This is a genomic window from Agrobacterium salinitolerans, from assembly GCF_002008225.1.
Classification (GTDB): domain Bacteria; phylum Pseudomonadota; class Alphaproteobacteria; order Rhizobiales; family Rhizobiaceae; genus Agrobacterium; species Agrobacterium salinitolerans.
Genome location: NZ_MRDH01000019.1, coordinates 1 through 26324, shown reverse-complemented (window position 1 = coordinate 26324; position 26324 = coordinate 1). Strand labels below are relative to the sequence as shown.

Below are 26324 nucleotides of genomic sequence, written 5' to 3'. Positions count from 1 at the left end.
AATTCCCGTTTCAAACGCGCATCGGCATCAAAACGTAAAGCGCGTCGTCGCCGGCGGTGTCGCGTACGAGCGTCGGCGAGCCGGCGTCTGCCAGCAGGAAAATCGCGTCGTCGCCGGAAAGCTGCGAGGTGATGTCGAGGAGATATTTGGCGTTGAAGCCGATTTCCATCGAATCATTGTCGTAACCGACAGCCACTTCTTCCGTCGCACTGCCCGAATCCGGGTTGTTGACGGTCAGCGTTAGCTGGCCGTTGGTGAGCGCGAGCTTCACGGCGCGGCCGCGCTCGGAAGAAATGGTCGAGACGCGGTCGACAGCCTGCGCGAAGGTCTGGCAATCGACCCGCATTTCCTTGTCGTTGCCGGTCGGGATCACGCGCTGGTAGTCCGGGAAGGTGCCGTCGATCAGCTTCGAGGTCAGAACGACAGAGCCGATTGTCAAGCGGATTTTCGCATCCGATACTTCAACCGTCACTTCCAGTTCAGGGTTGTCCATCAGCTTCTGTAGTTCGCCCACGGTCTTGCGCGGGATGATGATGCCCGGCATGCCTTCGGAGCCGGACGGCGCATCCACATCGGCGCGGGCCAGGCGGTGACCGTCGGTCGCGACAGCGCGCAACTTCAGATCGCCATTGCTCTCGATGGTGTGGAAGAAGATGCCGTTAAGGTAATAACGCGTCTCTTCGGTCGAAATCGCAAACTGTGTGCGGTCGATCAGCATCTTCAGGTCGGTCGCCTTCAGTTTGAAGGTGTGGCTGAAGGTGCCGGCGGTCAGATCGGGGAAGTCCCCTTCCGGCAGGCATTGCAGCGAGAATTTCGAACGGCCGGAGGCAACCGTCATCGAGGAGCCGTCCGGGTTGGTGGCCAGAAGCACTTCGGAACCGTCCGGCAGCTTGCGCACGATTTCATAAAGCAGATGCGCCGGCACGGTTGTGGCGCCCGCCTGTTCCACCATGGCCGGCGTCGCTTCGGTGATTTCGAGATCGAGGTCGGTCGCCTTCATGTCCAGATTGGCGCCGGAGGCGCGCAGCAGAACGTTGGACAGGATCGGGATCGTGTTGCGACGCTCGACGACCCTGTGGACGTGGTTCAGAGATTTCAGAAGGTTCGACCGCTCAAGAGTAATACGCATGGACGCTACCGCTTTCAACGTTGCGAACCGGCCACCGCCGGATCGGCAAGAAGAGTCTTCACCGGCAAAAGCCGGACAATGTGGACGGGCAAAATGGCAGAGTTATTGCAGAAAATGCAAGAGCCGAGTTCATCTGCCTCGGCTCATTTTACTGCTATACAACATGATCCACAGGTTGGGACCGCCGATGGACCTTGTTCGCCGGTTTTCTATTGCCCATAAAGGAAAAAACCGGAGCGACCGGCCGGCAAGGGTCGGCCAGAATGATTGGAAGCCGTGTGACGCAGGAAATATCGAACAGTGATGCCAGACAGGCGGCGAAGGAATTCAGGATCGGCACGGCCACCGTTCCTGCGCGGCCGCTGGAGCCGGCGCTTTATCTCGTCGCCACACCCATCGGCAATCTTGGCGATATCACCATCCGCGCGCTGGAAACGCTGGCCTCGGCCGATGTTCTCGCCTGCGAGGATACCCGCGTCACCCGCATCCTGCTTGAGCGTTATGGCATCCGCACGCGTCCGCTCGCCTATCACGAACACAATGCCAATGAAGCGGGACCGAAGCTCATTGCCGCGCTGGAGGCCGGAAAATCCGTGGCACTGGTATCGGACGCCGGAACGCCGCTGGTGTCCGATCCCGGTTATCGTCTTGGCCAGCTGGCGCTTGAGGCAGGCCATCGCGTCGTGCCGGTGCCGGGCGCATCGGCGCCGCTTGCCGCTCTTGTCGGTTCCGGTATGCCGAGCGATGCATTTCTGTTTGCGGGTTTCCTACCGGTGAAGGATCGCGGCAAGCGCGACCGTTTTGCCGAACTTGCGAAAATCCCCGCCACTTTGATCTTTTTTGAATCGCCGCGCCGCATTGGCGCCACCGTCAAGGTGGCGTCGGAAGTGCTTGGCCGCGACCGGCGCGCCGTAGTGTGCCGCGAACTGACCAAGACTTTCGAGGAGTTTCGGCGCGGCACGCTCAGCGAGCTTGCCGATTATTATGACGAGGATCGTGTGGTGAAGGGCGAGATCGTGCTGCTGGTGGAGCCACCCTCCTATGACGACATTCCCGATATCGAGGATGTCGAGAAGCTCCTGAAAGATCTTGTCTCAACCATGTCCGCCGCCAAGGCTGCCGGTGAAGCGGCGAAGCTGACGGGCCTGCCGCGCAAGGAGCTTTATCAGCGGCTGCTGGATATGAAGGACAGGAATGGCGGCTGACGCGCAAAGGGAAAAAAGGCGTAATGCCGAGCGGCGCGGCCACACCGCGGAATATTGGGCCGCACTTTATCTGCTGGCGAAAGGATATCGCATCCTCGCCATTCGGTATCGCACCCGGCTGGGGGAAATCGATCTCATCGCCCGCAAGAAGAATCTCGTTGCCATCATCGAGGTCAAGGCGCGCGCTTCGGGTGAGAGCGCGGTGAATGCCGTCGGTTTCCATTCGCAACAGCGCATCCGCGCGGCTGCCGATCTCTGGCTCTCCCGTCGCAAGGATGCCGACCGTCTTTCACTGCGCTTCGATATTGTCGCCATTCTGCCACGACGCCTGCCGCAGCACTTTATCGACGCATTTTAAGAGGGAGGGGGAAGCCAATGTCCACCGAGCGGGAAAAGATGGCCGCGGGCGAATGGTACAACTGCATGGATGCCGAACTGGATTTGCTGCGCGGCCATGCGCGACGGGCGGTTCACCAGCACAATACCATGCAGCCGGATGAGCGCGGTGCCATCGGGCCGCTACTGCGGGCCCTTTTTGCTTCTGCGGGTGAAGGGGCATTTATCGAGGCGCCGTTTCATTGCGCCTACGGCCTCAACGTCACGCTGGGCAGGAATGTCTATCTCAATGCCGGCTGCACAATTCTCGATTCTGCGAAGGTCGCGATAGGCGACGGCGCGATGCTTGGTCCCGCCGTGCAGATCTATTGTGCGGAGCACCATCTGGACCCGGTTCCGCGCGCGCAGGGGATTGAAATCGCAAAGCCCGTCACGATTGGCCGCGATGTCTGGATTGGCGGCGGAGCGATCATTCTGGCCGGTATCACCATCGGTGACGGCGCAATTGTCGGCGCCGGTTCGGTGGTGACGCGCGATGTGCCGCGAGGTGCAACGGTCGTGGGAAATCCGGCCCGACCCATAAATCGCATAGCCGGCTGAGATTGTCCGTACGCGCTGTAATAAATCTGACACGGAACTGTCAAAGAGGCGTCATGGAACGCCTCTATTCGCATCCTCATCCCAATAAATGGTGGAGAGGATTTAGTAATGTTGAAGAAGATTTCCATGGCCGCGGTGGCCGTCAGCATGTCGGCAACATCTTCCATGGCTGCGACCAACATCACTTGGTGGCACGGCATGGGCGGCCGCAATGGCGAAGTCATCAACGAAGTCGCCCAGAAGTTCAACGAAGCCCAGAAAGAATGTGCGCTGACGCCGGTTTCCAAGGGCTCCTACGAAGAAGCCCTGGCCAGCGGCATCGCTGCCTTCCGCTCCGGCGAGCAGCCGAACATCCTCCAGGTTTTTGACGCCGGCGCCGCCACCATCATCAACGCCAAGGGCGCTGTCATTCCTGCCGAAGACCTCATCAACAAGGCTGGCTACAAGTTCGACCGCGACGCCTTCATCAACGGTGTTCGTTATTTCTATGCTGCCGCTGACGGCAAGTTCGTCGGCATGCCGTTCAACTCCTCCGCTCCCATCATGTATGTCAACGACGAAGCCCTGAAGAAGGCCGGCGTCGAAGCGCCGAAGACCTGGGAAGAGTTCGAGCAGGTGGCGCCGAAGCTTAAGGAAGCCGGCTATATTCCGCTCGTCCAGTCGCAGCTGACCTGGCAGTTCACGGAAAACTTCTTCTCCCGCAACAACATCCAGTTCGCCACCAACAATAACGGCTACGACAGCGTCACCGACACCAAGCTCAAGGTTACCGACCCGAACCTCGTCATGATGTTCGACAAGCTGAAGGACTGGAAGGACAAGGGCCTGTTCGCCTATTACGGCGCCGGCTGGAACGACAACCAGAAGCCCTTCGAAGAAGGCAAGGTCGCCTTCTGGATCGGTTCTTCGGGTTCGTTCGGCGGCCTGCAGAAGACGGCGACCATGCCGTTCTCGGCAACCTTCCTTCCCTACTGGGGTTCCATCAAGGGCGCCGGCACCAACTCCTTCATCGGTGGCGCTGCGCTCTTTGCAATGTCGGGCAAGTCTGAAGCCGAAAACAAGTGCGTGGCCGACTTCTTCCAGTTCCTGACCTCGCCGGAAATCCAGGTCTTCTACCACAAGGCAACCGGTTACGTCGCCATCACCAAGGCTGCTTACGAAAAGGCGAAGGCTGAAGGCTACTACAAGGAAAAGCCGGTCGCCGAAGTCGGTATTCAGCAGCTGTCGCTGCCGGGTGGTGAATGGTCCAAGGGTTACCGTCTCGGCTTCTACCCGCAGATCCGCGCTGTCATGGAACGCGAATATAACCGCATCTTCTCCGGCGAAGTCACGCCGAAGGACGCCTTCGACATCATCGAGAAGGAAGGCAACGACCTGCTCGCCCGTTTCGCCAAGACGGCCGGCTGATCGATCTTTACGAAACCAATGACCATTGCCGAGCCTCCTTTCCCACGGAAGGGGGCTCGCTCTTGGATAAGGAAGCGCAAGCGTGGCCTATTCATCGTCTCAACCGCGTCGGTTTTTGTCCGGCTGGTCCGCAAAGGCTGCAAAGCCAGCAAAACCTGCCGACGCCGGCATGAAGCGCGTGCAGTTCTCCTCGTCCTACGTGCCCTACCTGTTTCTGGCGCCGCAGCTTGCGGTGATTTTCATCTTCTTCTACTGGCCGTCGGTTCAGGCCATACATTCGTCCTTTTATATTGAAGACCCGTTCGGTTTTGGCGCCTCCTTCGTCGGATTTGCCAACTATTCCGATGCGATCTTCAGCCCCGAATATCTCAGCATCGCCAAATTCACGGTTGTATTCACCGTGCTGGTCACCTTCTTTTCGCTGGCGCTTGGCTTGCTGCTCGCCGTCAAGGCGGATGCGGTCATTCGCGGCAGCTCGACATACAAGACATTGCTGATTTCCGTCTATGCCATCGCGCCGCCTGTCGCCGGTCTCATCGGCATGATGTTTTTCGACCAGCATATCGGCCCCTTCGTCAAAATGGCCGCGTTTCTCGGCTGGGACATGAAGGTCGGCCTCAATTATTTCGATACGGCCTTCGCCATGATCGTCGTTGCGGTCTGGAAGCAGATTCCTTACAATTTCATCTTCTTCCTTTCGGGGCTTCAGGGTGTCCCGGTTTCGGTGCGGGAAGCCGCCGCCATCGACTGCCGCTCGGGCTTTCGACGGTTCTGGACGGTGATCATGCCGCTTCTGGCGCCCACGGCCTTCTTCCTGCTGATCATCAACATCACCTATGCGCTCTTCGACACATTCGGCGTTATCGACGTGATGGTGAAGGACAAGGCAGCCAATAATCCGATCACGCTGGTCTACAAGGTGTTTCTGGACGGTTTCCGCGGCAATGACATCGGTGGGTCTTCCGCCCAGTCCGTCATTCTGATGCTGGTCGTCTTCGTTCTCACCATCATCCAGTTCCGCTTCATCGAAAAGCGCATCCATTACAATTGAGGGAAAAGACCATGTACAAGACAAAGCCCCTCGATCATCTCGTGCTGATCATCGGCGCGCTGTTCTTGATATTGCCGGTCATCGTGGCCTTCATGACCTCCACGCATACCGCTGCGGAAATTCACCGCAGTGGTCTGACGATGGTTCCCGGCGACAATTTCATCGAGACTTATGAAAAGGTCCTGACCCAGAAGGGCGGCTTTACCGGGCAGATCACGGGTCTCAACATGGTGTTGAATTCGCTGATCCTCGGCATCGGTTTTGCCGTCGGCAAGATCGTGCTGTCGATGACCGCGGCCTATGCGATCGTCTATTTCCGCTTCCGGTTCGCAACGCTCGCCTTCTGGATCATCTTCACCACGCTGCTTCTGCCGCTCGAAGTGCGCATCATGCCGTCCTATGAGGTGATGAGCAAACTCGGCCTTTTGAACTCCTATACCGGCCTCATCGTGCCGCTTCTCGCTTCGGCGACGGGCACCTTCTATTTCCGGCAGTTCTTCAAATCCGTGCCGGAGGAGTTGCTGGAGGCTGCCCGTATCGATGGTGCGGGTCCGGTGAAATTCTTCATCGACGTTCTCATACCGCTGTCCCGCACCATGATGGCGGCGATCTTCATCATCATGTTCGTTTATGGCTGGAACCAGTATCTCTGGCCCATGCTGATGACGACGGATGAGGGCTTCTTCACCCTGATGCGCGGCATCAAGTCGATCCTGCAGGTCTGGGTCGGTTCGCAAATTCCCGATTACAACGAAGCTTTCGCGCTCGCCGTGCTGGCCATGCTGCCGCCGGTGCTGATCGTCGTCATTTTCCAGCGCTGGTTCATAAAGGGCCTGACCGAAAGCGATAAATAAGGAGACCGAAATGGCCGCGATAGACATCAGTCAGGTCTGCAAGGATTATCATGGCGGCGTGCGTGCCGTGCATCACGTCGATATCGACATCAGGGACGGTGAATTCATCGTTCTGGTCGGCCCCTCCGGCTGCGGCAAATCCACGCTCCTGCGCATGGTTGCTGGGCTTGAGGATATTTCCGAAGGCACGGTGAAGATCGGCGACCGGGTGGTCAATCAGGCCGATCCGGCAGACCGCGATATTGCCATGGTGTTTCAGAACTACGCGCTCTATCCGCATATGTCGGTGCGACAGAACCTGGAATACGGTTTGAAGAACCGCAAGACGCCGAAGGAGGAGATCGATGCGCGTGTGGCTGAAGCCGCGCGCATGCTGCAGCTTGAACCCTATCTGGACCGCAAGCCGCGCGCCCTGTCCGGCGGCCAGCGGCAGCGTGTGGCCATGGGCCGCGCCATCGTGCGCAAACCGGCGGCCTTCCTGTTCGACGAGCCCCTGTCCAATCTCGACGCCAAGCTGCGCGTTTCCATGCGGGGTGAAATCAAGCGCCTGCAAAAACGTCTCGGCACCACCTCGATTTATGTCACTCACGATCAGCTGGAAGCGATGACGCTGGCCGATCGTCTTGTGGTGTTGAATGGCGGTCGTATCGAACAGATCGGCGCACCGCTCGATGTCTATCACACCCCTGCCTCGACCTTCGTTGCGAGTTTCATCGGCTCTCCCGCCATGAACCTGCTGAACGCAGAGTTGCATGGTGATAGCCTCGCCATCGGTCCGTCGCTCTTTGCGCTCAACGGTTTCGCACCTGCCTCAGGGTCGGTGACGGTTGGCATGCGGGCGGAAGATCTCCGCCTCGCTGCGGCAGGTGAGCAGGGCTTCCCGCTTCGGGTCGATTATATCGAGGAACTGGGCTCGCAGCGTCTCATCCACGGCATGATCGGCGAACAGAACCTGACCGTTGCCTTCCCGCCGGATGTCGAGGTTCCGTCTGCGCTCTCGGTCACGATCGCGCCGGAAAAACTGCATTTCTTCTCCAGCGAAACCGGCAAGCGTATCGCCGGCAAAGCGGAGCAGTTGGCGGCGCGGCCCGCGCAAATGGCGACGGCCTGAGCGCATCGCAGAAATCGGCGCGATGACTAAAATTGCGCCGATTGTCAAAACCGCTTTGTTACGATCCCGATGATAGAAGACCTCCAATATTTCACGGGGGTTTTCTCATATGTCCTTCAAAATGATGTTCGCTGCCGCGGCAACCATGGCGATCCGCACGGTGCCGATTTTGCCGGCCTATTTGCGCCGGTCAAAAGATGAGGCTGTTGTCAGCGCGTCCTGCACCGATCTGCGGCTTCAACCGGCGCCCATCAATCCGGACTGGATCATTTCCGGCAATCCTCAGGCGCGGGCGGCAGATCATTCCAGAAGCGGCGACCGTGCTTCAAGCACCGCCATGTGGGATTGTACGGCTGGTGAATTCCGATGGTTCTTCGGCTGGGATGAAACCGTCTATATTCTGGAAGGCGAGGTGCATGTGACGGCCGAAGACGGTTCGGTTAGCATCCTGCGGGTCGGCGACGTCGCCTATTTTCGGGCTGGAACATGGGCCACCTGGCGGGTGGATGATTATGTTCGCAAGGTCGCCTTCATGCGCCGTCCGTTCCCCAAGGCGCTGGCTTTTGCCTATCGCGTCAAGAACAAGCTGTTTGCCGGCCGTTCCTATAAGCTGGCGGCCTGAACCCATAAAACATTGCGGTTGGCGGGGCCCGCAAGGCTCCGCCGGCAGAATTGTGAAGGTTCAATAAAACTCACACAAACCACCGCTTGCAGCCGTTGCCTTTGAAGGGTCGCTGCCCTACATCTTCAGGGTTTTCTGAAGCATTTCCGGGTTTCTCCTGGTCCTGCAGGGAAGCTTGAAAAGGTGAGGCAATGGGCACCGCGGGCCGCAAAGCGTCCGCATGCTGCAAGAGGAACATTCGCATGGCGAAGATCAAGAACGTCGCGATCCAGATGGATCATGTCTCCGGCATCAATATCGCCGGTGACTCCACCTTCGCCATGAGCCTTGAGGCGCAGGCGCGCGGATATCGGTTGTTCCATTATACGCCGGAGCGCCTTTCCATGCGTGATGGCAAGATTTACGCCACTGTTGAGCAGATGGAACTGCGCGATATCAAAGGCGACCATTTCTCCCTGTCCGAACCGGAGCATGTCGATCTGTCAATGATGGATGTCATCCATCTGCGTCAGGATCCGCCATTCGACATGGCTTACATCACCTCGACCCATCTGCTGGAGCGCATTCATCCGAAAACGCTGGTGGTCAACGATCCCGCCTGGGTGCGCAACTCGCCGGAAAAGATTTTCGTCACCGAATTCGCCGATCTGATGCCCAAGACGCTGATCACCAAGGACGTGGAGGAAATCGCCCGCTTCCGCAATGAAATGGGCGATATCATCCTCAAGCCGCTTTACGGAAATGGTGGTGCAGGCGTCTTCCATTCCGCGCGCGACGACCGCAACTTCTCCTCTCTGCTGGAGATGTTCGGCCAGATGTTCCGCGAGCCTTACATCGCCCAGCAATATCTGCCTGACGTCCGCAAGGGCGACAAGCGCATCCTCCTGGTAGACGGCGAGCCGGTTGGCGCAATCAACCGCGTGCCGGCGGAAAACGACGCCCGCTCCAACATGCATGCCGGCGGCCGACCTGAACCGACGGAGCTGACGGCGCGTGAAAAGGAAATCTGCCGCCGCATCGGCCCTGCCCTGCGGGAGCGCGGTTTCCTCTTCGTTGGCATCGATGTCATCGGCGATTATCTCACCGAAATCAACGTCACCTCACCAACCGGTATTCGCGAAGTGCGCAAATTCGGCGGCGCCGATGTGGCGAGCCTGCTGTGGGACGCGATCGAGAAAAAGCGCGACGCTCAGGAGTTCTGAAGCGATCTAAATCGCTCCCGGTTTGTTCCATGCGTACAACTCGATACAACTAAAATACATCGCATGCGAGAAATTGTTCTCTAGGTGTTCTTGTTTTATTCTTTTCTCTGTGGCACGTTGCTTGCGGGCGGCTGCCTTGGAACATGAAGTTCAGATGACGCGGCCGGTTTGCGGGGGCAGGCCATGGTGGCAAGGGTCAATACGGTTGCGTTTCAGGGCATAGAGGGCGTGCCAGTCGAGGTGCAGGTGATGGTTGCACCCGGAAAGATCGGTATCCAGATTGTCGGCCTGCCGGACAAGGCGGTCGCCGAAAGCCGCGAGCGGGTGCAGGCCGCCCTGCATGCCTCGGGTCTGGCCTTGCCGGCAAAAAAAGTCACCGTCAATCTGGCGCCTGCCGATCTGCCCAAGGAAGGGTCGCATTTCGATCTTCCAATCGCTCTCGGTCTCATGGCTGCTCTGGGTGCCATACCGGCGGAAGCGCTCAGCCAGTATGTGGTTCTCGGCGAACTCAATCTCGATGGTACGATCGGCATGGTTTCGGGCGCGCTGCCGGCGGCCATCGGCGCCAATGCGCTCGGCAAGGGGCTGATTTGCCCGGCTGAAAGCGGGCCGGAAGCGGCCTGGGCCGGCGCCGACATCGATATTCTCGCCCCGCGTAGTCTCATTGCGCTCGCCAATCATTTTCGCGGCACCCAGCTTCTGTCGCGCCCCGCACCTGCCATCCGTGCCAATCCGGTCAATCTGCCGGATCTGGCCGATATCAAGGGGCAGGAGACGGCCCGGCGCGCGCTGGAAGTGGCGGCTGCGGGTGGCCACAATCTGCTGATGGTTGGCCCGCCCGGTTCTGGCAAATCCATGCTCGCCGCTCGGCTGCCCTCAATTCTGCCACCGCTGGAGGCTGCGGAATTGCTGGAAGTGTCCATGGTTCACTCCATCGCCGGCCAATTATCGGGCGGCAAGCTGTCGGACCGCAGACCGTTTCGTACGCCACACCATTCCGCCACCATGGCCGCGCTGATCGGCGGAGGGCTGCGGGCCAAACCGGGGGAGGCCTCGCTTGCCCATCACGGCGTTCTTTTTCTGGATGAGTTCCCGGAATTTGCACCACAGGTGCTGGATGCGCTGCGGCAGCCTCTGGAAACGGGCGAATGCATTATCGCGCGGGCCAATCATCGCGTCAGCTATCCCGCGGAAATCCAGCTCGTTGCGGCCATGAACCCCTGCCGCTGCGGCATGGCGGGAGAGCCGGGTTTCACCTGTGCCCGAGGCCCGCGTTGTGTGACGGATTATCAGGCCCGCATTTCCGGTCCGCTGCTGGATCGTATCGATATCCGTATCGACGTTCCCGCCGTCTCCGCCGCCGATCTCATCCGCCCCGTCGCGTCCGAGCCGAGTGCGACAGTGGCCGGCCGTGTCGCCCGGGCTCGCCTTGCGCAGCAGGAACGCTACGCGGCGGCGGGATTTGCCGCCATTCGCACGAATGCCCGCTGCACGACGACCTTGATAGAAAAATATGCCGAGCCGGATGCGTCCGGGCTGCAATTGCTGCGCGATGCGGCTGAGCGGTTGAAGTTCTCCGCGCGCGGTTATCATCGCATTCTCAAGGTTGCCCGCACCCTGGCCGATCTGGATGGCAAACAAACGGTCGGCCGCATCCACGTGGCGGAAGCTGTGTCCTATCGTATCGCTGGCGAAAGGCTGACGGCGGCGACCCAGAGCATCCAGTAGAGATATGAAGCGGTTTTTCGTCCGGAAAATGTTTAGAAACAAGGAGGTAGGGGCCGTCCAACGATTCCGCTTAAACTGGAATTGCCCTAGAGCAGATCCTGCTCAATCCGGGTCATAGCCTGCAACCCTGAAGTAGTTTGCGCATTCCTCCGATGTGAATCGGGGGATCAATGTGCCGACGGCATCCCATAGGGCGTCGATTTTCCGCTCCGCTCGAGCCCGTAGCATAGCTTTCAATTTCGAGAATGCGTTTTCGATGGGATTAAAGTCGGGACTATAGGGTGGCAGGAACATGGAGTTTAGCGCCGGCGCGCTCGATGGCGTCGCGCACCCCGGCTGCCTTGTGGGTCGGCAGGTTACCCATAACGACGACGTCGCCGGTCTGAAGGGTCGGCGAGAGCACTTGCTCGACATAGGCCAGGAAGACATTGCCGTTCATCGCTCCATCGTAAACGAAGGGTGCGGTCATGCCGGTGAGGCGGAGCGCGCCGGTGAATGTCGTTGTTTTCCAGTGGCCATGCGGCACGCCAGCTCGGCAACGCTCACCTCGAATGGCACGCCCCCGCAGACGCGCCATCTTCGTCGAGAGACCGGTTTCGTCTATAAAGATCAGCTTCTCCGGATCGAGGTCGAGCTGCCCTTCAAACCAGGCTCGCCGGCGTTTTAGGACGTCCGGCCGGTCTTGCTCCAATGCATGTGCGGACTTTTTTTAAACGTCCAGCCGCGGCCCCGCAGCCAGGCACCGAGCGCGCTTCGGCTGATACCTACCTGCCGCTCAACAGACAGACGCTCGACCATTTCATCGAGCGTCACGTCCTTCCGGTCGTCGATCATGGCCACGACAAACGTCTCATGTGCATCAAGGACCGATGGCCGTCGCCAGCCTTGCGGCCGGGACGTAGGTTCACCGTCACTCGCTCGTGCGATCCACCGGATCGCCGTCGAAATCCCAACCCCGAACCGCGCCGCCGACTGGCGCGCAGACATGCCCGCCGCAGACGCTTTTAACACGCGTAGTCGAAGATCATCGCTCAGTGCTCGTCCCATCATCCACCTCTTTCGCAGTGGATGTTGAATCAGCTTCCGCTCGCCCCGTCACTTCACAATCGATTCATCGATCACAGGATCTGCTCTAGAAGGCGTCCCTTTGCGCCCTGCCTCAAAAAAACATTGTGCCGCCAGCGGAGCCGGCGGCACGTAAGACAATTCGCAAATTGGGCGCGCAATCGTACTGCGCTTGAAAGCGTGGCTTAAAGCCCAAGGCCTTCGAAAAGCGCCGTCGAAAGGTAGCGTTCCGCAAAGGAAGGAATGATGACGACGATGTTCTTGCCGGCATTTTCTTCACGCGCGCCGACCTTGATTGCCGCCGCCAGCGCCGCACCCGAGGAGATGCCGACCGGCACGCCTTCCAGCCTTGCCGCCAGACGTGCTGTTTCGAAAGCCTCGTCATTGGTCACGGTGACGATCTCGTCATAAATGCCGGTATCGAGGATGGCAGGTGCAAAACCGGCGCCGATGCCCTGGATCTTGTGCGGACCGGGGTTGCCGCCGGAAAGAACCGGGCTGTCGGCAGGTTCGACCGCAATCACCTTCACCTCGGGCTTGCGGGATTTCAGCACCTGACCCGTGCCGGTGATGGTGCCGCCGGTGCCAATACCCGAGACGAGAATATCGACCGTGCCTTCCGTGTCGTTCCAGATTTCTTCAGCTGTCGTCTTGCGGTGAATATCAGGATTGGCGGGGTTTTCGAACTGCTGCGGAATGATGGCGTCAGGCAGGGTCGCGGCCAATTCCTGCGCCTTGGCGATGGCGCCCTTCATGCCCTTGGGGCCTTCGGTCAACACCAGTTCGGCGCCGAGCAGGGCCAGCATTTTCCGACGCTCAACCGACATGGTTTCAGGCATGGTCAGGATCAGCTTGTAGCCCTTTGCTGCGGCGGCGAAGGCAAGCGCGATGCCCGTGTTGCCGGAGGTCGGCTCCACCAGCGTTGTCTTGCCGGGGATGATCTTGCCTTGCGCTTCCAGCGTTTCGATCATGGCGACGCCGATGCGGTCCTTCACGGAGGCGATGGGATTGAAAAATTCGAGTTTGGCGAGAAGGTTGGCCTTCACGCCCTTCTCCTTCGCCAGCTTGTCGAGCCGCACGATCGGTGTGTCGCCGATTGTTTCCGTAATCGAGGAATAGACGCGTCCGCGTCCGGGCTTTCTGGCTTCGGGCATGATGCTCTCCTGTGTAAAGACCGCAAGATTTGAGCGGCAGAATAGGAGCAATAGCTTTCGCAAGCTAGCGAACGTTCGTCCGAATATCTCCAAATTGCAGGAATAATTTCACGATAAATCGCATAAACGCAAGAATTTGTTTTATGTGCTGCGGATCGCGATCATGGTCGCTGTTCCGGCCAGAATACCCGCCGCCGTGCGGTTGAGGATCGTCAAGGCGCTCGGCCTTTTCAGGAGGTTGCGCGCCTTGGCCGCAAGCAGGATGTAAGGCAGGAGAACCGCCATCAGCACGACGAAGGTGATGGCGAGAAGTGTCGCATATTCCGAAGGTCCTATCATGCGGATGTCGATCAGCGTCGGCACCAGCGCCACATAAAACAGCATGGTTTTCGGGTTCCCGAGCGTGATCAGTAGTCCGGACAGGAAGGACATGGGCATGCTGGTGCTTTTCTTGGCCTTCAGCTCCTGCGGCAGCAGACCGGCGGTCCAAAGCTTCCAGGCAATATAAAGGAGATAGGCTGCGCCCGCGAATTTCAGCACCATGAAAGCTTCCTGAAAGGTCTGCGCGACGAAGGCCAAGCCCAGGATCACAGCGGTCAGGTAAATCATGTCGCCCAGCACCAGCCCCAGACCCATGAAGAAGGTTTCGCGAAAACCCGAACCCAGCGCCCGCGCCACGATCGCCGTCATGCCGGGGCCGGGAATGGCGGCGGCAATGAAGAGGGCGGTGGCATAGGCGAAAAGGGTCGTCAGCGTCATGATCGTGTTTCCCGGAAAATCCGCCAGATCAATAGCGAAACTGCCGGGTAAAGACAATCACTCCACGCGTCTGTCCCAGCGGTGTCGCTAAACGCCGGTGGAGCCGAAACCGCCGGCGCCCCGCGCCGTCTGGGAGGTCTCCGTCACCTCGCTCACAACAACTTGGGTTACCGGTGCGATCACCATCTGCGCAATGCGCATACCGCGCTCGATGATAAAAACCTCCTGGCCCAGATTGGCGAGGATGACTTTCACCTCACCGCGATAATCGCTATCCACCGTGCCTGGAGAGTTGAGGCAGGTAACGCCGTTCTTGATGGCGAGGCCGGAACGCGGACGAATTTGTGCCTCATAACCTTGCGGAACCTCGAAAATGAAACCGGTCGGAACGAGCGTCCGCTCGCCCGGTTGCAGGGTCAGCGGTTCATCGGCAGGTACGGCCGCGCGCAGGTCCATGCCGGCGGCGCCACGGGTTTCATAGGACGGCAATTCGAGGTCAGCGCCATTGGCGAGGCGGACAAGCCGGAGAGGGGGGCGATTGTCGTTTTGAAGGGTCATGCCGCATTAGTTTGCCGAGATCGCGGCAAGGTCAATTGCAAATGTGGCCTTGAAACGCTAGATAGCCCGCAATTCCACAGGATTTGTCAGATGGCCGAAACACTTGCCGAGGCGGTCTCCCGCCGCCGCACCTTTGCTATTATCGCGCACCCGGATGCGGGTAAGACCACGCTTACCGAAAAACTGCTGTTGTTCGGCGGAGCGATCCAGCTTGCCGGTGAGGTCAAGGCGAAGAAGGATCGCATCCAGACCCGTTCGGACTGGATGAAGATCGAGCGCGAGCGCGGCATTTCGGTCGTCACCTCGGTCATGACCTTCGAATATAACGACCGTGTCTTCAACATTCTCGATACGCCCGGCCACGAGGACTTCGCCGACGACACCTACCGTACGCTGACGGCGGTGGATGCGGCGATCATGGTCATCGATGCCGCCAAGGGTATCGAGCCGCGCACGCTGAAGCTCTTCGAAGTCTGCCGCATGCGCGATATTCCGATCATCACCTTCATCAACAAGATGGACCGCGAAAGCCGCGACCCCTTCGAGATTCTGGATGAGGTGGAAGAGAAGCTCGCGCTCGACACCGCGCCCATCACCTGGCCGGTCGGCAGGGCAAAGACCTTCTGCGGCGCCTATAATCTCGCCGACAACACATTCCGTGGCGTCGATACCCAGGTGGAAGCCATGCCGGTCAACGGTCCGCAGGCGGTTGCCGATCGCCTGCCGGAAAATGAGCGCAACGCCTTCATCGAAGAAACGGAGCTGGCGATGGAAGCCTGCCGTCCTTTCGATCGTCAGGCGTTTCTCGAAGGTCATATGACGCCGGTATTCTTCGGTTCGGCGCTGCGCAATTTCGGTGTCCGTGACCTCATCAATGCGCTTGGCGATTTCGCACCGCCGCCGCGCGATCAGGTGGCGGATACCCGCACCGTCCATGCGGCTGAAGAAAAAATGACGGCCTTTGTCTTTAAAATTCAGGCCAATATGGACCCGAACCATCGAGATCGCATCGCCTTTGCCCGCATCTGCTCCGGTAAGCTGGAGCGCGGCATGAAGGCGCGGCTTGCTCGCACCGGCAAACAGATGGGCCTCACTGCGCCGCAGTTCTTCTTCGCCTCGCAGCGCCAGCTTGCCGATACGGCCTTTGCGGGTGACGTGGTGGGCATACCGAACCACGGCACGCTCCGCATCGGCGATACGCTGACCGAGGGTGAAAACCTGGTTTTCCAGGGTGTGCCGAACTTTTCGCCGGAAATCTTGCGTCGCGTGCGGCTTGAAGACGCCATGAAGGCGAAGAAGCTGAAGGAAGCCTTGCAACAGATGGCGGAAGAGGGTGTCGTACAACTCTTTTCGCCGGAAGACGGCTCGCCGGCCATCGTCGGTGTCGTCGGCGCGCTGCAGCTCGACGTGTTGAAAGAGCGCCTGATGGGCGAATACGGCCTGCCGGTCTCCTTCGAAATGTCGCGCTTTTCGGTCTGCCGCTGGATTTCTTCCGATCAGCCGGCGGAAATGGAAAAATTCCTCAACGTCAAGCGCGGCGATATCGCCCGCGATCTGGATGGCGATCCGGTGTTTCTTGCGCAGGACGCCTTCTCGCTGCGGTATGAGTCCGAGCGGTTTCCGGCGATCAAGATGGTCGCGATCAAGGAATATCACGTCGCCAAGGCGGCTTGATAAAGGCGTGATTGCACTTTGTATGCCAAGGGCTTAGTTTCCCGGTGAAATGGGAAACTGGTCCGGCATCATGACGCTTTCAGGCAAGCATATTCTCCTTATTATCTCTGGCGGCATCGCGGCCTATAAGAGCCTCGATCTCATCCGTCGCCTGAAAGAGCGCGGCGCGCAGGTGACGCCGGTCATGACGAAGGGCGCGCAGGAATTCGTCACCCCGCTTGCTGTCGGCGCGCTGTCCGCCACGCATGTCTTCACCGAGCTTTTTTCCCGGCAGGATGAACAGGATGTCGGCCATATCAGGCTGGCGCGCGACTGCGATCTCGTGCTGGTCGCACCCGCCACCGCCGATCTGATGGCGAAGATGGCGAATGGTCTGGCAGACGATCTTGCCTCCACAGTCCTTCTCGCGACGGATCGAAAGGTGCTGGCGGCACCGGCGATGAACCCGAAGATGTGGGCGGCAAAGCCCACGCTGCGTAATGTCGAAACGCTGAAAAAAGACGGTGTGTTTTTCATCGGACCCATGGCCGGCGAGATGGCGGAGAAGGACGAGGCGGGTTTTGGCCGCATGGCCGAGCCATTGCAGATCGTCGAAGCCGTTGCCGCACTGCTGGATGAGGGGCCAAAGCCCCTGAAGGGCAGAACGGCCATCGTGACTTCCGGCCCCACGCATGAACCGATTGACCCGGTGCGCTACATCGCCAACCGCTCCTCGGGCAAGCAGGGCCATGCCATTGCGGCGGCTCTGGCTGAGTTGGGGGCAGAGGTCACGCTTGTTTCCGGCCCGGTCACCATCGCCGATCCTGCCGAGGTCTCGACGATCCATGTCGAGCGTGCCGAGGAGATGCGCGATGCGGTAATATCGAGACTGCCGGCGGATATCGCCGTCATGGTCGCCGCCGTCGCCGACTGGCGGGTGATGGGCTCGTCGGAACAGAAGATCAAGAAGCAACCGGGCGATGCGCCGCCGGCGCTGCAACTGACGGAAAATCCCGATATTCTCAAAACCGTCGGCCATCATGAAAAGCGCCCGAAGATTGTGGTGGGCTTCGCTGCCGAAACGCAGGATGTCGAGAAGAACGGCCGGGCGAAGCTGGAGCGCAAGGGCGCGGATTATATCGTCGCGAATGATGTTTCGGCGGAAACCGGCATCATGGGCGGAGACCGCAACAGCGTGAAGATCATTTCCGCAGATGGTATCGATGCCTGGCCGGATCTCGACAAGGCCGAGGTTGCAAAACGTCTGGCGGCCCTGATCGCGGAGAAACTCGCATGAGCCTGTTCGATCGCAAGACTTTCGACAAGGTGCTCGGCAAATGGCCGGGCGTGCGTTTTGTTGATCAGTGGGATTCGCATGTCGCCAAGGTGGGCGACAAGGTCTTTGCCGTGCTTGGCGAGCGGGAGGACTGGCGGCTGGTCGTCAAATGCTCGGAAGAGAGTTTCGAAATACTGACCTCGCTGGAAGGCATAGGGCAGGCGCCCTATTTCGCCAAACGCAAATGGATATCGATTGGCGATCATTCTCCGCTCGAACAGGAAGAGCTGGAACACTATGTGCGCCGTTCCTATGAGCTTGTCGCAGCCGGCCTGACCAGGAAACTGCGGGGCGAACTCGGTATCGTGATCGATACTGCGCGCGCCCTGTAGTCTTCGGTTCAGTCGAGTTTGGTGTCCTTGCCGACGATCTGGCGGACGCCTTCCTTGGTGAAAGGCTGTAGAAGCTGCGGCAGGAATCCTTTCGCAATCTCACCCTTGATGCCGATATCGGTGGATGATGGCCGGTCGGGGTTATGGTAGGAGCCGAAGATAATATCGAAGATGACGAGGTTCTCGCCGTAATTGGTATTGCCTTCCGGAAGCTGTTTGGAATGGTGCCAGCGGTGCAGGCGCGGGGTGCTGAAGACGTAGTCGAGCAGCCCTGTTTTCATATCGACGTTGCAATGGGTCAAGATACCTATGAATGCGGTCACGGCACCCAGCCACCAGAAGACCTGGAGCGGTGCACCCATGAAATAAAGCGGTATCTGGCTGAGCGCGATCTTGAACAGGGAATCGGCCACATGGAAGCGGCCGGTATTTACGACCCACAGCCGCACGACGCTGTGATGCAGCGCATGGAAGCGCCAGAAGAACACGGTTTCATGCGCGATGCGATGGGCCCAGTAGAGGCCGAATTCGGCAACCGTCACCGCAAGCGCGACCTGAACCACCATTGGCAGATGCGATGGCCACAGGTCGAAACGCATGGCTGCGAGCGGCTGCAGCACATTTGCGGCCAACATCGGGAAGATTGCCGATGCGGCGGCAGCGAGCTGTACCAGCCCCTTCGTCAAAAGCGTGTGACCGATGCTGGTCATGGTCTCGCCGTCACCCTCAAGCCATTCGACTTCATAGGGAATATAGCGCTCGAGAAGAAACAGGCTCAGAACCGCGCCGGCATAAACAGCCAGAAACGCAGCGATCGGATGGCTGCCCGCGAAAGCGAAATGGGACCCCACGAGGCCGCCGACAAACACCAGCGGCCAGGAAGAATAGGAAAGAGCCTCTTTCAGTACCTGCGCTTTTGCCATCAAAATCAAATCCCGTCCGGCATCATTCGTCTATACCGCCGGCGCAATTTCGCGCCGGCGTCAAAGCAGCCCTTACCCCCGCATCGATCACCTGTCTCGATTGGAGATCAGGCCTTTATCGCTCGAATGCATTACACAAACATGGCACTCACCGGTGCCGAAATGTTCAGCTTATCCTGATTGCGATGTAAACAAGCGTCAGCGCTATGACCCAGAGTGCCGCCCGTCCCCATTTGGTGTGGCGCGCTTCCGCCTTGCCAATGGCTTCCGCCGTCTGCGTGTCGAAACGCAGGCCGTTTTCGCTCATATACATCAGTTCCGAATGCAGCTTTTCCGTCTTGGCCGCAATCTCCGGCGCTGCCTCGGCAAGCTTGAGGGCCGCCTTCATGCCGTCCTTCAGATCGGTGACAATGCGCTTCGGGCCGAGATTGTCCCTGATCCAGCCGCCGACGACCGGGTCTGCCGCCTTCCACATGTTGAATCGCGGATTGAGCATGCGCGATACGCCTTCCACCACCACCATGGTCTTTTGCAGCATCACGAGTTCCGGCCGCGTTTCCATGTCGAAAAGTTCGGTCACTTCGAACAGCAACGTCAGCAACTTGCCCATGGAGATCGTCTCGGCCGGCTGGCCGTGGATCGGTTCACCAATGGCGCGGATCGCCTGCGCGAAACTGGCTTTATCGTGATGGCCCGGCACGTAACCGGCCTCGAAATGCACTTCAGCCACCCGCATATAGTCGCGGGTAATGAAGCCGTAGAGGATCTCGGCAAGGAAGCGGCGTTCCTTTTTGCCAAGACGTCCGGCGATGCCCATGTCGACAGCGACGATCTCGCCCTCAGCGTCGACGAAGAGATTGCCGGGATGCATGTCGGCGTGGAAAAAACCATCGCGCAGCGTGTGCCGCAGGAAGGACTGGATCAGTGTGTCGGCAAGTTTGTTCAGGTCATGGCCGGCGGCCTTCAACCCTTCGATGTTCGACATCTTGACGCCGTCGATCCACTCCATGGTGACGACATCACGCCCGGTGCGCTCCCAATCGACCTCGGGAACCCGGAACCCGGGATCGTCCTTGGTGTTCTCCGCAAGTTCGGAAAGAGCGGCGGCCTCGAGCCGCAGATCCATCTCGATCTTGGTGGTCTGCTCCAGCGTGCGTGTCACCTCGACGGGGCGTAGGCGGCGGGCGGAGCGGACGAAACGCTGCTGCAGATCGGCGATCAGATACATCGCCTCGAGATCGTTCTGGAAACGCTGGCGCACGCCGGGTCGAATGACCTTGACGGCCACCTTGCGCGGTCCCTTTGGCGTATCCACGATGGCAGGGTGCACCTGGGCAATGGAGGCGGCGGCGATCGGGTCACCGAATTCTCTGTAAAGCTCCGAAACCGACCGTCCGAGCGAGCCCTCGATATTCGCCTTCGCCGCAGCCGCCGGGAAGAAGGCCATGCGGTCCTGAAGGCTCGCGAGATCGTCGGCGAAGTCGGCGCCCACCACATCCGGCCGGGTGGCGAGAAATTGACCCATCTTCACATAGGATGGGCCAAGCCGCTCGACAGCCACCGCCAGACGGTCGCTGCGTTGCGCCCTTTTCGCCTTGCTGCGGGCGAAAGGCTTCAGCAGCGCTTTTAACAATTGGGCGGGAGCAGGCAGGTCATCGGAAGGCAGGGCCAGCACGACACCTTCGCGCACGAGAACCCAGCCAACCCTTGCGAGGCGGAAATATGCGCCCAAAGTACTCATGCTTATGCTTGTCTCCTGCGTCTGCCGGCCATGGTCTTAGAGCTTCCAGCCGGAATGCAGGGCGGCGATGCCGCCGGTATAGTTGGTATAGGTGATGCGGGAAAAGCCGGCGGTGCGGATCATCGTGGCAAAATCCTCCTGATTGGGGAATTTGCGGATCGACTCGACCAGATATTGATAGGGCTCGGCATCGCCGGTGATCATCTTGCCGAATTGCGGAATGGCGTTGAACGACCAGGCGTCATAAACGCGGTCAAGCAGCGGCATTTCGACTTCGGAAAACTCCAGCACCAGCAGCCGTCCGCCACGTTTCAGCACGCGATGGGCCTCCTTCAGCGCGACATCGATGCGCGGCACGTTGCGAATGCCGAATGCGATCGTATACGCGTCGAATGTATTCGCCTCGAAGGGCAGCTCCTCGGCATTGGCCTCAACGAAGGTCAGATTACCGGAAAGCTTCTTTTTTGCTGCGCGTTCTTCACCGACGGCCAGCATCGAGCCGTTGATATCGAGAACCGTGGCGTGCGCCAGGCGGTTGGAGGCTTCGATGATGCGGAAGGCGATGTCGCCGGTGCCGCCCGCCACGTCCAGAATCCTGTAGGAAGGATCCTTGCGCGGCGAAAGCGAGGAGACCATGGCGTCCTTCCACAGCCGGTGCAGGCCGGCCGACATCACATCGTTCATGATGTCGTAGCGCTTGGCCACCTTATGGAAGACCTCGTTGACCAGCCCCTGCTTCTTGCCTTCGTCCACCTTGTGGAAGCCATAGGACGTTTCCATGCCGCCTTGGGCAGTGGTACGGGCGTCGGTCATCGTCTGTCTCCATATTTATTGCGTGGCGGACCATAGCGGAAACGCCATGGCAACGCTATCTGTTGCCGCATCGCCTGGGCGCGACATTTCGCGTGCACTCTATAGACCACATGGTCCTAACGATAAACTGTCGGATAAGCCAGATGCCAGAATTGCCGGAAGTCGAAACGGTCAGACGCGGCCTTGCGCCTGCCATGGAAGGTGCAAAGGTCCGCAAGCTTCATCTCGGGCGCCCCGATCTGCGGTTTCCGTTTCCAGAGGATTTCGCAGAGCTTATTGAGGGAAAGACGATCATCTCGCTTGGGCGCAGGGCGAAATATCTCCTCATCGAGCTGGAGGGCGGGCTGACGATCGTGTCCCATCTCGGCATGTCCGGCTCGTTCCGCATTGAGGCGGAAATGGGTGAGGGCGGTGAAGCGCCCGGCACGTTTCATTATGCCCGTTCCAAGAACGGCAAGCATGACCATGTCGTCTTTCATCTGGATAAAGGGGAAGAGCGCGTCTGCGTCATCTATAATGATCCGCGCCGCTTCGGTTTCATGCATCTGGTGGAGCGCAACAGGCTCGATCTTTACCCCGCTTTTGCAGAACTTGGCCCGGAGCCGACCGGCAATGCGCTGAGCGCCGATTATCTGGCAAGCCGGTTTGCGGGCAAAAGCCAGCCTCTTAAAAGCACGTTGCTGGACCAGAAGGTCATTGCCGGTCTCGGCAATATCTATGTCTGCGAGGCGCTGTGGCGCGCGCATCTTTCACCCTTGCGGGCAGCGGGAACGCTGGTGACGAAAGGTGGCAAACCCAAAGCGCAGCTCATCGATCTGACGGAGAAAATCCGCGACGTGATCGCGGATGCGATCGCCGCGGGCGGCTCCTCATTGCGAGACCATATACAGACGGACGGAACGCTCGGTTATTTCCAGCATTCCTTTTCGGTCTACGACCAGGAAGGCCAGCCTTGCCGGACACCCGGCTGCGGGGGTACGGTTGAAAGGGTGGTACAGGCCGGTCGTTCTACCTTCTATTGCGCCGCCTGCCAGAAATAGCGGTGCCGCAAATTACGGAGAAGAGGAGATTGCCGTGGACTATGAAACGATACTGGTCGAGAAACGCGATGAGGTGGGCATCATCACCCTCAACCGACCCAAGGCGCTCAACGCCCTCAATTCGGTGCTTCTGAAAGAGCTGCGGCACATTCTTTCTTCCTTCTCCGCCGATGATTCCATCGGTGCGATTATTATCACGGGCTCGGAAAAGGCATTTGCGGCGGGCGCTGACATCAAGGAAATGCAGGGGCTGGATTTCGTCGACGCCTATGTCGGCGATTTTCTCGGCGGCTGGGACGAGGTTGCGGCCACCCGCAAGCCGGTCATCGCCGCCGTATCCGGCTTTGCGCTCGGCGGCGGCTGCGAACTGGCGATGATGTGCGATTTCATCATCGCTTCGGAGACGGCGAAGTTCGGCCAGCCGGAAATCACCCTCGGCGTCATTCCCGGCATGGGGGGCTCGCAGCGGCTGACACGGGCAGTGGGCAAGGCGAAGGCCATGGATCTGGTTCTGACCGGACGCATGATGGACGCGGCGGAAGCCGAGCGGGCCGGCCTCGTGTCGCGTGTCGTACCGGCTGCAAATCTCATGGATGAGGCGGTGGAGGCGGCAACCCGCATCGCTTCCCTGTCGCGTGCTTCCGTTCTCATGGCCAAGGAAAGCGTCAACCGCTCCTTTGAAGTCCCGCTTTCGGAAGGACTGCGATATGAAAGACGATCCTTCCAGTCGCTGTTCGCCACGGCGGATCAGAAGGAGGGCATGGCCGCCTTCGTCGAAAAGCGCAAACCCGCTTTCCGGAATCGCTAAGGATTCGGAATATCGGCGCTTTTAAGCGTTTTGCGCGTTGACGGGCGTAAGCTTTAGCGGTATATGCCCGCCCACGGTTAAGGAAAGCCATCCGGCTTGTCCGAAATTACTCCCGCATTCTTGGGTTACGTGAGGTCTTCGAACGACCCGATCCTATGGTTGCGGAATTTGGTTTGAATTCGAAGAGAGGCATACATGGCCAATACAACTTCGGCGAAAAAGGCGACCCGCAAGATCGCTCGCCGTACCGCAGTCAACAAGGCTCGCCGTTCGCGCGTTCGCGGCTTCATCCGCAAGGTCGAGGAAGCAATCGCTACCGGTGATCTGGCAGTCGCCACCGAAGCTCTGAAGGCAGCCCAGCCTGAGATCCAGCGCGCAGCGACCCGCGGCGTTCTGCATGGCAACACGGCATCCCGCAAGGTGTCGCGTCTTGCACAGCGCGTTAAGGCTCTTTCCGCCTAATCCGGCTAATCACAAATAATTATTCAAAAAGCCTGGTCTTTTGACCGGGCTTTTTGTGATTCTAACTGCCCGTTAACCATTGCTGCCGTAACGTGACAAACGCATGTCAGATGGACGACAGGAAATTTATAATAAAAACAATAGCTTGCTGGAGGTCTTCAGAAAGCTAGGAGGCTTTCTCTACGGAAGTCGCAGCTAGTTTTGAGTCAAGAAGATTTTTATTTTTTTGCCAAAATCGGTTCTCAAAAAATGCCAAAATTGAATCTCATTGATTCATAAGCGATTCTGCTTAGCACCCCGTCGGTGATGCAAAACGGCCTTTGCGAGTCAATGGCCGATCTGAGTTTTTGCAGAAAAAACGCCATTGATCTCTCCCCATGATCCTGCCTAAATGCATTTCAACAAGGGGTGCGGATCTCAGTCCACAGATTATCTCGATGATCGTATCGACGATATTCACCTTCTTGCTGGCGGGTCTTTCGGGGTCCGTTTTTTCAGGTCATGGAGCTTTTTGCGCCGTTTCGGTCTCCGGAACGGGCAGGAGTTTTTTGTCCTCAAGAATGCGCCTTAAGGTTGTAGCGAAAGGAGCGTTTTTAGCGTGTCGCAGGTCTCTCCATGAAGGGGAGTGAAATGGGATAACCGGCTCGCAAACAAGTACTCGTCTTTGACGTTCTTTCGAGGGGAACGTTGGGGGCAAAAATAAACGAGGGGGATCCCTGGCGGTCGATATTTGATCGTCAGGCTATGATTGGCAATTTGAAAGGCGGCAATATGCAATTGAATTTGGCGATGGGTGCGGTGGCTGATGGGGACCGCGCACCAAAGGCATGTGATGCAGCTTGCTCAGATGCGGCAGGGGATAAATCGGCAATGATGCATGATGCGCTGTTTGAACGTTTTAGCGCACGGCTCAAGGCACAGGTTGGTCCCGAGGTCTATGCAAGCTGGTTCGCACGGCTCAAACTCCATACCGTTTCGAAAAGCGTCGTTCGCTTTACCGTTCCGACGACCTTTCTGAAGTCCTGGATCAACAACCGTTACATGGATCTGATCACCAACCTCGTCCAGAGCGAGGATCCGGATGTGCTGAAGGTGGAGATTCTTGTCCGCTCGGCCAGCCGTCCGGTTCGCCCGGCGCAGACTGAAGAACGGGCACAGCCCGCTCAAGAGGTCGGTGCGGCTCCGCGTAACAAGTCCTTTATTCCGTCGCAGCCCGCGACGGCGCCTGCGGCACAGCCTGCTGCGGCGCAGGCGACATTGCGCCAGGGTGGTTCCGGGCCGCTGTTCGGCTCGCCGCTCGATACACGTTTTACCTTCGATACCTTTGTCGAAGGCTCGTCCAACCGTGTCGCGCTAGCGGCGGCAAAAACAATCGCGGAAGCCGGTGCCGGCGCCGTGCGCTTCAATCCGCTGTTCATTCATGCAGGTGTTGGCCTCGGCAAGACACATCTTCTGCAGGCCATCGCCAATGCGGCGATCGACAGCCCGCGCAATCCGCGCGTCGTCTATCTGACGGCCGAATATTTCATGTGGCGTTTCGCGACCGCGATCCGCGATAATGATGCGCTGACGCTGAAGGACACGCTTCGCAATATCGACCTGCTCGTGATCGACGACATGCAGTTCCTGCAGGGCAAGATGATCCAGCACGAATTCTGCCACCTGCTAAACATGCTGCTTGATAGCGCCAAGCAGGTCGTGGTCGCAGCTGACCGTGCGCCCTGGGAGCTGGAATCCCTCGATCCGCGCGTCCGTTCCCGTCTTCAGGGCGGTATGGCGATCGAGATCGAAGGCCCTGACTACGACATGCGCTACGAAATGCTCAACCGCCGCCTCGGCTCGGCCCGTCAGGACGATCCGTCTTTCGAGATTTCGGACGAAATCCTGACCCATGTGGCGAAAAGCGTGACCGCCAGCGGTCGCGAGCTGGAAGGCGCCTTCAACCAGCTGATGTTCCGCCGCTCTTTCGAGCCGAACCTTTCGGTCGATCGTGTCGATGAGTTGCTGTCGCATCTTGTCGGGACGGGGGAAGCCAAGCGTGTGCGTATCGAGGATATTCAGCGCATCGTTGCCAAGCATTATAATGTGTCACGGCAGGAGCTGGTATCCAACCGTCGTACCCGCGTCATCGTCAAACCGCGCCAGATCGCCATGTATCTCGCCAAGATGCTGACGCCTCGGTCTTTCCCGGAGATTGGCCGCCGGTTCGGTGGTCGCGATCACACCACGGTTCTGCACGCCGTGCGCAAGATCGAGGAGCTGATCTCCGGCGACACCAAGCTCGGCCATGAGGTCGAGTTGCTGAAGCGCCTGATCAACGAAAACAACGCATAAAAAAGAAGCGGCCTTCGGGCCGCTTCAGACTGCTGACAAACCCCTGGCGTGAGCTGGGGGTTTATGATTCATTGGGACATGTTGAAGAAACCTGCTCCTGA

24 protein-coding genes and 1 pseudogene are annotated in these 26324 nt (G+C 58.9%); 17 read left to right on the top strand and 8 right to left on the bottom strand.

Annotation, left to right across the window (positions count from 1 at the left end; translation table 11 throughout):
• Positions 1-10: 10 nt before the first annotated feature.
• On the bottom strand, positions 11-1129 hold the full coding sequence (gene dnaN / locus BS627_RS13595; RefSeq protein WP_065654600.1) for a DNA polymerase III subunit beta: 1119 nt from the start codon (positions 1127-1129) through the stop codon (positions 11-13).
• A 263-nt stretch (positions 1130-1392) separates the two neighbouring features.
• Here dnaN and rsmI point away from each other — a divergent pair, with 263 nt between their 5' ends.
• The 10 genes from rsmI to BS627_RS13545 all read left to right on the top strand — a co-directional run bounded on the left by rsmI (position 1393) and on the right by BS627_RS13545 (position 11245).
• Positions 1393-2334 carry a 16S rRNA (cytidine(1402)-2'-O)-methyltransferase gene (gene rsmI, locus BS627_RS13590; protein ID WP_077983789.1) on the top strand — a complete coding sequence of 314 codons (942 nt, stop codon included), beginning with the start codon at positions 1393-1395 and terminating at the stop codon, positions 2332-2334.
• The gene (locus BS627_RS13585) at positions 2324-2692 is read left to right on the top strand and encodes a YraN family protein (RefSeq protein WP_077983742.1); all 369 of its coding nucleotides are present in this window, start codon (positions 2324-2326) and stop codon (positions 2690-2692) included. Before rsmI ends, BS627_RS13585 begins: the two co-directional genes overlap by 11 nt.
• A gap of 17 nt (positions 2693-2709) precedes the next feature.
• The gene (locus BS627_RS13580; protein ID WP_077983741.1) at positions 2710-3270 is read left to right on the top strand and encodes a sugar O-acetyltransferase; all 561 of its coding nucleotides are present in this window, start codon (positions 2710-2712) and stop codon (positions 3268-3270) included.
• A gap of 108 nt (positions 3271-3378) precedes the next feature.
• A complete protein-coding gene (locus BS627_RS13575; protein ID WP_077983740.1) occupies positions 3379-4677 on the top strand; it encodes an extracellular solute-binding protein in 1299 nt (432 codons plus the stop codon).
• Positions 4678-4759: 82 nt separating this feature from the next.
• Positions 4760-5728, top strand: a complete 969-nt coding sequence (locus tag BS627_RS13570; protein WP_170985433.1) for an ABC transporter permease subunit — start codon at positions 4760-4762, stop codon at positions 5726-5728.
• An 11-nt stretch (positions 5729-5739) separates the two neighbouring features.
• Positions 5740-6582 (top strand): sn-glycerol-3-phosphate ABC transporter permease UgpE, encoded by an 843-nt coding sequence (gene ugpE, locus BS627_RS13565; RefSeq protein ID WP_003520108.1) that lies wholly within the window; start codon positions 5740-5742, stop codon positions 6580-6582.
• 10 nt (positions 6583-6592) lie between these two features.
• Positions 6593-7693 carry a sn-glycerol-3-phosphate import ATP-binding protein UgpC gene (locus BS627_RS13560; protein WP_077983739.1) on the top strand — a complete coding sequence of 367 codons (1101 nt, stop codon included), beginning with the start codon at positions 6593-6595 and terminating at the stop codon, positions 7691-7693.
• A 109-nt stretch (positions 7694-7802) separates the two neighbouring features.
• Entirely contained in the window at positions 7803-8315 is a 513-nt protein-coding gene (locus tag BS627_RS13555) for a cupin domain-containing protein (protein ID WP_077983738.1), read from the top strand.
• Positions 8316-8557: 242 nt separating this feature from the next.
• Positions 8558-9517, top strand: a complete 960-nt coding sequence (gene gshB / locus BS627_RS13550) for a glutathione synthase (protein WP_077983787.1) — start codon at positions 8558-8560, stop codon at positions 9515-9517.
• A 183-nt stretch (positions 9518-9700) separates the two neighbouring features.
• Positions 9701-11245, top strand: a complete 1545-nt coding sequence (locus BS627_RS13545; RefSeq protein ID WP_077983737.1) for a YifB family Mg chelatase-like AAA ATPase — start codon at positions 9701-9703, stop codon at positions 11243-11245.
• Positions 11246-11347: 102 nt separating this feature from the next.
• Here BS627_RS13545 and BS627_RS13540 read toward each other — a convergent pair.
• The 4 genes and pseudogenes from BS627_RS13540 to dut all read right to left on the bottom strand — a co-directional run bounded on the left by BS627_RS13540 (position 11348) and on the right by dut (position 14781).
• Positions 11348-12292: pseudogene (locus BS627_RS13540) on the bottom strand (IS630 family transposase).
• Positions 12293-12495: 203 nt separating this feature from the next.
• The gene (gene cysK / locus BS627_RS13535) at positions 12496-13464 is read right to left on the bottom strand and encodes a cysteine synthase A (RefSeq protein WP_077983736.1); all 969 of its coding nucleotides are present in this window, start codon (positions 13462-13464) and stop codon (positions 12496-12498) included.
• A gap of 141 nt (positions 13465-13605) precedes the next feature.
• Positions 13606-14223: a LysE family translocator gene (locus BS627_RS13530; protein ID WP_003520102.1), complete on the bottom strand. Its 618-nt coding sequence runs from the start codon at positions 14221-14223 to the stop codon at positions 13606-13608.
• Positions 14224-14310: 87 nt separating this feature from the next.
• Positions 14311-14781: a dUTP diphosphatase gene (gene dut, locus BS627_RS13525; protein WP_077983735.1), complete on the bottom strand. Its 471-nt coding sequence runs from the start codon at positions 14779-14781 to the stop codon at positions 14311-14313.
• A gap of 90 nt (positions 14782-14871) precedes the next feature.
• Here dut and BS627_RS13520 point away from each other — a divergent pair, with 90 nt between their 5' ends.
• The 3 genes from BS627_RS13520 (at position 14872) to BS627_RS13510 (ending at position 18102) form a co-directional block, all read left to right on the top strand.
• Positions 14872-16455 carry a peptide chain release factor 3 gene (locus BS627_RS13520; protein ID WP_077983734.1) on the top strand — a complete coding sequence of 528 codons (1584 nt, stop codon included), beginning with the start codon at positions 14872-14874 and terminating at the stop codon, positions 16453-16455.
• A gap of 70 nt (positions 16456-16525) precedes the next feature.
• Complete coding sequence (gene coaBC, locus BS627_RS13515) at positions 16526-17731, top strand: bifunctional phosphopantothenoylcysteine decarboxylase/phosphopantothenate--cysteine ligase CoaBC (RefSeq protein ID WP_077983786.1); 1206 nt, start codon at positions 16526-16528, stop codon at positions 17729-17731.
• On the top strand, positions 17728-18102 hold the full coding sequence (locus tag BS627_RS13510) for an MmcQ/YjbR family DNA-binding protein (RefSeq protein WP_077983733.1): 375 nt from the start codon (positions 17728-17730) through the stop codon (positions 18100-18102). The genes coaBC and BS627_RS13510 overlap by 4 nt, the downstream gene beginning before the upstream one ends.
• An 8-nt stretch (positions 18103-18110) precedes the next feature.
• Here BS627_RS13510 and olsE read toward each other — a convergent pair whose 3' ends face one another.
• The 3 genes from olsE to ubiE all read right to left on the bottom strand — a co-directional run bounded on the left by olsE (position 18111) and on the right by ubiE (position 21579).
• The gene (gene olsE / locus BS627_RS13505) at positions 18111-19025 is read right to left on the bottom strand and encodes an ornithine lipid hydroxylase OlsE (RefSeq protein WP_077983732.1); all 915 of its coding nucleotides are present in this window, start codon (positions 19023-19025) and stop codon (positions 18111-18113) included.
• 166 nt (positions 19026-19191) lie between these two features.
• Complete coding sequence (ubiB, locus tag BS627_RS13500; RefSeq protein WP_077983731.1) at positions 19192-20766, bottom strand: 2-polyprenylphenol 6-hydroxylase; 1575 nt, start codon at positions 20764-20766, stop codon at positions 19192-19194.
• A 36-nt stretch (positions 20767-20802) separates the two neighbouring features.
• Positions 20803-21579, bottom strand: a complete 777-nt coding sequence (gene ubiE, locus BS627_RS13495; protein ID WP_077983730.1) for a bifunctional demethylmenaquinone methyltransferase/2-methoxy-6-polyprenyl-1,4-benzoquinol methylase UbiE — start codon at positions 21577-21579, stop codon at positions 20803-20805.
• Positions 21580-21722: 143 nt separating this feature from the next.
• On the opposite strand from ubiE, the gene mutM reads away from it, so the two are divergent.
• The 4 genes from mutM (at position 21723) to dnaA (ending at position 26223) form a co-directional block, all read left to right on the top strand.
• Positions 21723-22619 (top strand): bifunctional DNA-formamidopyrimidine glycosylase/DNA-(apurinic or apyrimidinic site) lyase, encoded by an 897-nt coding sequence (mutM, locus tag BS627_RS13490; RefSeq protein WP_077983729.1) that lies wholly within the window; start codon positions 21723-21725, stop codon positions 22617-22619.
• A 34-nt stretch (positions 22620-22653) separates the two neighbouring features.
• Entirely contained in the window at positions 22654-23427 is a 774-nt protein-coding gene (locus BS627_RS13485; RefSeq protein ID WP_077983728.1) for an enoyl-CoA hydratase, read from the top strand.
• 195 nt (positions 23428-23622) lie between these two features.
• Positions 23623-23889, top strand: a complete 267-nt coding sequence (gene rpsT / locus BS627_RS13480; protein ID WP_006310170.1) for a 30S ribosomal protein S20 — start codon at positions 23623-23625, stop codon at positions 23887-23889.
• 870 nt (positions 23890-24759) lie between these two features.
• Positions 24760-26223, top strand: coding sequence for a chromosomal replication initiator protein DnaA (gene dnaA / locus BS627_RS13470; RefSeq protein WP_244634892.1), 1464 nt, complete (start codon positions 24760-24762; stop codon positions 26221-26223).
• Positions 26224-26324 lie beyond the last annotated feature (101 nt).

Excerpts from the sequence above, each read along its gene's own strand:
- dnaN (WP_065654600.1), bottom strand. The coding sequence starts at position 1,129 with ATGCGTATTACTCTTGAGCGGTCGAACCTTCTGAAATCTCTGAACCAC.
- rsmI (WP_077983789.1), top strand. The coding sequence starts at position 1,393 with ATGATTGGAAGCCGTGTGACGCAGGAAATATCGAACAGTGATGCCAGA.
- BS627_RS13585 (WP_077983742.1), top strand. The coding sequence starts at position 2,324 with ATGGCGGCTGACGCGCAAAGGGAAAAAAGGCGTAATGCCGAGCGGCGC.
- BS627_RS13580 (WP_077983741.1), top strand. The coding sequence starts at position 2,710 with ATGTCCACCGAGCGGGAAAAGATGGCCGCGGGCGAATGGTACAACTGC.
- BS627_RS13575 (WP_077983740.1), top strand. The coding sequence starts at position 3,379 with ATGTTGAAGAAGATTTCCATGGCCGCGGTGGCCGTCAGCATGTCGGCA.
- ugpE (WP_003520108.1), top strand. The coding sequence starts at position 5,740 with ATGTACAAGACAAAGCCCCTCGATCATCTCGTGCTGATCATCGGCGCG.
- BS627_RS13560 (WP_077983739.1), top strand. The coding sequence starts at position 6,593 with ATGGCCGCGATAGACATCAGTCAGGTCTGCAAGGATTATCATGGCGGC.
- BS627_RS13555 (WP_077983738.1), top strand. The coding sequence starts at position 7,803 with ATGTCCTTCAAAATGATGTTCGCTGCCGCGGCAACCATGGCGATCCGC.
- gshB (WP_077983787.1), top strand. The coding sequence starts at position 8,558 with ATGGCGAAGATCAAGAACGTCGCGATCCAGATGGATCATGTCTCCGGC.
- BS627_RS13545 (WP_077983737.1), top strand. The coding sequence starts at position 9,701 with ATGGTGGCAAGGGTCAATACGGTTGCGTTTCAGGGCATAGAGGGCGTG.
- cysK (WP_077983736.1), bottom strand. The coding sequence starts at position 13,464 with ATGCCCGAAGCCAGAAAGCCCGGACGCGGACGCGTCTATTCCTCGATT.
- BS627_RS13530 (WP_003520102.1), bottom strand. The coding sequence starts at position 14,223 with ATGACGCTGACGACCCTTTTCGCCTATGCCACCGCCCTCTTCATTGCC.
- dut (WP_077983735.1), bottom strand. The coding sequence starts at position 14,781 with ATGACCCTTCAAAACGACAATCGCCCCCCTCTCCGGCTTGTCCGCCTC.
- BS627_RS13520 (WP_077983734.1), top strand. The coding sequence starts at position 14,872 with ATGGCCGAAACACTTGCCGAGGCGGTCTCCCGCCGCCGCACCTTTGCT.
- coaBC (WP_077983786.1), top strand. The coding sequence starts at position 16,526 with ATGACGCTTTCAGGCAAGCATATTCTCCTTATTATCTCTGGCGGCATC.
- BS627_RS13510 (WP_077983733.1), top strand. The coding sequence starts at position 17,728 with ATGAGCCTGTTCGATCGCAAGACTTTCGACAAGGTGCTCGGCAAATGG.
- olsE (WP_077983732.1), bottom strand. The coding sequence starts at position 19,025 with ATGGCAAAAGCGCAGGTACTGAAAGAGGCTCTTTCCTATTCTTCCTGG.
- ubiB (WP_077983731.1), bottom strand. The coding sequence starts at position 20,766 with ATGAGTACTTTGGGCGCATATTTCCGCCTCGCAAGGGTTGGCTGGGTT.
- ubiE (WP_077983730.1), bottom strand. The coding sequence starts at position 21,579 with ATGACCGACGCCCGTACCACTGCCCAAGGCGGCATGGAAACGTCCTAT.
- mutM (WP_077983729.1), top strand. The coding sequence starts at position 21,723 with ATGCCAGAATTGCCGGAAGTCGAAACGGTCAGACGCGGCCTTGCGCCT.
- rpsT (WP_006310170.1), top strand. The coding sequence starts at position 23,623 with ATGGCCAATACAACTTCGGCGAAAAAGGCGACCCGCAAGATCGCTCGC.
- dnaA (WP_244634892.1), top strand. The coding sequence starts at position 24,760 with ATGATGCATGATGCGCTGTTTGAACGTTTTAGCGCACGGCTCAAGGCA.